The sequence below is a fragment of the Bacteroidales bacterium genome (assembly GCA_018334875.1).
GTDB lineage: Bacteria > Bacteroidota > Bacteroidia > Bacteroidales > UBA12077 > JAGXLC01.
This window is the reverse complement of the sequence record JAGXLC010000327.1, coordinates 1-4,508: the sequence shown is the minus strand read 5'-3', so window position 1 is coordinate 4,508 and position 4,508 is coordinate 1. Positions and strand designations below refer to the sequence as shown.

The window sequence follows — 4,508 nt, the reverse complement described above, 5'->3', positions numbered from 1 at the left end:
CATACAGGTTTACTCCCAGGCTGATCACTGCTCCCGGCACATAGGCGATCCCATCAAAGAAACCCAGGAAAGCATTGAGGGGCAGAAGCACCATGAGGGCTGCCGCAATAAGAAAGGCCGATTCAAAATGCGTACGGCCGTCACAAAGGGATGAGACCAGAAGGATCACAAAAGCACCAATGAAAGTACCCACAAGCGCCCCGATGATGGTGCTGAAGAATCCGATCACCCCCACGTCTCCGCTTAAGACACCTTCGGTAACCCCTATGATGTCCAAAAAGCTCCACAGCAATATAAACAGCCCGGAGACCAACCCGTAAACAAAAACCTTATAGATGGGTTCTCCCCATCCCGCGCTGGTTTCCATCTCAGAGAAATAGGCTGCCGGCTTCAAGAGGGTTTTCCTGGACTCCTCATATACTCCAATGATGGTATACTTTCCATGATTCATACACAATATCTTTAAAACCCGGCCTTATTCCCCGTATTGGGTGTTCACCCATAAATGGCTGAACCAATGCCACCGGTCGCCCGATTTCGAGGGAGCCGTGATCGTATACAAGGCTCTGCGGGTTCGGAGTGGTTCACGGGCCTGGATGGTGAGAACCAGTGTGGCGCCATCCTGCCGGGATATTTTACATGTTCTTCGTCCGTTAACGAAACACTGGATGTTATCCGGATTGATCTTGCCCGGGCTAATATGAAGGGTCAACCGGGGTGGGTTGGTATCCTTTATTTCCGGGTTGGCCGGTATCTCTTTTATGACGGGCAGGGCCTTCATCCGGGCTTTTGTCTTGAATTTCCCTGTTTCACCATAGGTTGACGTCATCGGGAACCGGGGCAGGGCATACAGATCGCTTCCTTCAGATACGACGCCCGATTTCTGGGCTGCAGCTGCCTGATACCCTCTGCGCTTCAATATATCCTGCATGTCCGGGTTGTATTCTCCGTAGGGATAGCAGTACAGACCCGGTTGGTCTCCAATCTTCCGCTCGAATATCTCCTCCGACTTATCCAGGTCTTGCTTGAACTGCGCCCGGGTGTTGGGGTCGGAATAATTCAGAAAATGATCGTGGGAATGGGAGTGATTGCCAAATTCAAATCCCTTTTTCCGCAATGATCGTATATCATCCCACGATAGATAACTGTTTTTCCCTACATAATCGGTACAGACAAAAACCGTGGCCTTAAAACCGTATTTTTCCAGAAGCGGAACAGCCACCGTTTTAAATGACTTATATCCGTCATCCACGGTTAGAACCGCCGTTTTTTCAGGTATATTATGATGTGATCTGAGCTTTTCCACTGCCTCACCCATTGTTAATACTGTATAATCGTTCTCATGCAAAAAACGCAGGTGTTCCCTGAAGATCTCAGCAGAAATGTTGGTGGAGGGTATGTCATCTTCGCCAAACCGATGATAAACAAAGAAATTGACATTATCTTGATGGGTGTCTTGTGCCTGTGCCCGGTTCGTTGGCAGGAATAAACCTGCGGCTAAAAAAATTGCTGTGGAGAGTATGTTGATCAAGGATATATGCATAGGGCAAATTATTACATGATAAATTTTCAGGTTATTGGAAAAGAGAGGGATTATTCCTTCATATATCATTCGACTTTAATGTAGGAGGGATCCAGCTGATAGTTGTCGTACTTAACCAAATTCGACTTCCGCATCACCGTTTTCAGGCGGTTGATATATTCCTGGCCCATTTCACTGTACCGGAACAGATATTCTACCAAAACGTAGGGGTCACGGGTTCTTTTTCTTGCCTGGCGGTATTCATCATAAGGGCCTTTGGCGATCACCTTGTAATAATCGATGATGCTGCTGGACAGATCCCCGTATTTTTTCACATATACGGGTGTGCCATCTCTTGTTCCCAGGGCCCGGATCCTTGATTCATTGGGATCGAAGGACCAGACACCAAAAACATTATTGGCTGCTATAAAAAACCGGGAGCTGCCCCAGCCTGTTTCCAGGGCCGCTTGCGCCAGCATGATGCTGATGGGCCGGGTGATCATTTTCTCTTTCAACAGTTCTTCCGTATTCTCCGCCCTCCAGTCTTTGAGCTGTTTCGTTAGAAACACACTGTCTTCCTCCGATATGGGTTTATCCCGTGCCATTCTCTCCTGAATGGTGGTTATCCGCTGCCGGGTTTGTTTGATTCCATAGGCGGCAGTTAATACCGACGGCAGCAACATATCTATAAATTTCTCCTTTCTCTCCTCTAAAGGCAGATACTTCAGGTCGATGACATTGGTATATACGTAAGGAACAACATATTTGCTGTTCACGTCAACAATGGATGCGGGGGAATCGATCGCTGTATACTGTATGTCCACGCTTCTCGACTGAATCTTTTTGATGCGGTCTGAATCGGAAGATACTATGTTTCGCTCTCTTTTGGTTTGATCCTCAATGATAGAGCGGATCTCATCTTTGGTTAGGATATTGATGTAGGTAGAGTCGATCTCATAGGAATCATAGCGGGTCAGATCATTTCTGCGGATTACATTGGTTAGCAGCTGGATGTATTTTTCTCCGTATGCCGGCTGGTAACTTTCAAGGTATTGCACCAGCTTGAAGGGATCGGAAATGGTTTGCCGTTGCTCGCGAAAATCAGCCAGGCGATCCGAACGGTTGATGTTTCTGAAGTAATCTACAATGGAAGCTGGCAGATGCTCATATTTTTTCAGGTAAGTGATGGCGCTGTCTTTGCCAAAGGTCTCTAAGCGGGGCTCCGAGGAGTTAATGGATCGTATCTGAAAGGGATTGTTGGCTTTTTCGTAACTTCTGGTACTTCCCCAGTTTGACTCGATGGCGGCCTGTGCAAGTATGATGCTGGTAGGATGTGTTGTCAGTTGATCCATCAGTGCTCCGACTGTTTCCACCCCGTGCTTTTTCATCTGCTGTTCAATGAAAGCCTGTCTCTCGTCATGATCAATATCTTCAATCGTTGAATCCTCAGACATCAGCATTTCCAGTACCTGACGTTGCTGATCGAGGTAAAATTTGGTAATGAGTACCTGCGGCAGGATTTGGGCAATAAAAACATTTTTCTGATGGTTTTTTTCCATGTAGCGGGTGGAAAGCAGTTGGTTGTATACCAGGGGTTTCACCTGTTTCTGCTTTATGATCTCTATTTCATCGGCAGATTCTACAGATTTCTCTTGTACCGAGATGGTTTTGCGCGCGATGGTATTCAACAGCTCATGGTCATAGCGGGCAATAAATTGCAATTCATCTTCTGAGAAGCCTTCATAGGCATGCTGGTTTGAATCATTCGAGCAGCTGAATAGCAATGGGGTAATGATAAGGAAAAACAGGAGTTTGCGGATCATCATAATATCATAAGTTTTTAATATTTCCCCAGCATGGAGGGATGGCAAAGGGTTATAAATTGTTTTATGGCATAAAACTGAAAATGAGATATTTTATTATACCTAAAAATTGATTTTTATCCTCTTTTCTCAACGCGGCCTCTGTAAAAGCTCAGCCATTAGACTTCGGGGATGCCCGGTAGTAAATTAATAGGTACTTGCTTCCAGGTCCAACAACTCTGATAATAACATATGAAGTGCCATATTAAAATCTTGTTCATTAGGTATCTGCATGATTTTATTATTTTTATTCCATAAAAAGCATTGCATTAAAGTCACTTTTTGGTGTTTTGTTCATAATCTTGCATAACTTAATTGTATAATACCCAAAGATAATATACATAAAAAATGAATGAAGGGCAATATATTTTACCTGAAAATTTGACCTTTATAATAAAATTTTCACTATTTTTCATAGTACATTCTCGTCATAAATAATTTTATGTCAAAGGAAAAGGAAACAAAATATAGAGGTTTATTGCACAAATGAAAGGCCTGATCACATTGTTGATGCCATGATGAATAGTTTTCATTTTATCTTACAGGCCCCGGCAAAATTACAGACCAAAGAGGCCGATTTGTTGGTTCAGCCTGATTTATCCTCATTCAACAGGTCCGGCATGGATCAGGTGGAAGATCATACTGCAAAGGGATATGACGAGACCATAGAGAAACTAAGAGAACTTGAATGATTCATACGCTTATCTTTTATTTAATGATTTGGCCGTATGGAACCTGCATGAAATAATCATGTCCTTGTTGTGTAAGTTCTTGGATGCAGGTTTCATAAGATTATATTTTATTTAATATTTTGGCCTTATGTAACTTACCATGACAAAATAATCATTTCCTTTTGTGATATTAATGATTATTTTGTCATGGACGTTTCATCAGATATTCTATGGCGAAAGATCAGGAGACACAAAAGAGTAAAAGAAAAAAATTCGGAACTTTTGGAGGCGTTTTCACCCCAAGTGTATTAACCATTCTGGGGGTCATCCTGTTTCTCCGATATGATGTTGTAGTAGGCAATGCCGGTCTTTGGGGTGCATTGATGATCCTGCTTCTGGCCAAACTATTTACATTCATTACCGCTTTGTCGCTGTCATCCACTTCCACCAATA

General features: G+C 43.5%; 5 protein-coding genes. 2 read left to right on the top strand and 3 right to left on the bottom strand.

Annotation, left to right across the window (positions count from 1 at the left end):
* From KGY70_17500 to KGY70_17490, 3 genes are all read right to left on the bottom strand, one after another.
* The coding region (locus KGY70_17500) for a hypothetical protein (GenBank protein ID MBS3776997.1) at positions 1-451 on the bottom strand (451 nt) is incomplete at its 3' end.
* Positions 452-475: 24 nt separating this feature from the next.
* Positions 476-1,543 (bottom strand): polysaccharide deacetylase family protein, encoded by a 1,068-nt coding sequence (locus KGY70_17495; protein MBS3776996.1) that lies wholly within the window; start codon positions 1,541-1,543, stop codon positions 476-478.
* A 65-nt stretch (positions 1,544-1,608) separates the two neighbouring features.
* Positions 1,609-3,348, bottom strand: a complete 1,740-nt coding sequence (locus KGY70_17490; GenBank protein MBS3776995.1) for a glucosaminidase domain-containing protein — start codon at positions 3,346-3,348, stop codon at positions 1,609-1,611.
* A gap of 551 nt (positions 3,349-3,899) precedes the next feature.
* Between KGY70_17490 and KGY70_17485 the strand changes: the two genes are divergently transcribed.
* Together KGY70_17485 and KGY70_17480 are read left to right on the top strand one after the other, a co-directional pair.
* Positions 3,900-4,076: a hypothetical protein gene (locus KGY70_17485; GenBank protein ID MBS3776994.1), complete on the top strand. Its 177-nt coding sequence runs from the start codon at positions 3,900-3,902 to the stop codon at positions 4,074-4,076.
* A gap of 209 nt (positions 4,077-4,285) precedes the next feature.
* Positions 4,286-4,508 (top strand): hypothetical protein (locus tag KGY70_17480; protein MBS3776993.1); only part of this gene is annotated, 223 nt, incomplete at its 3' end.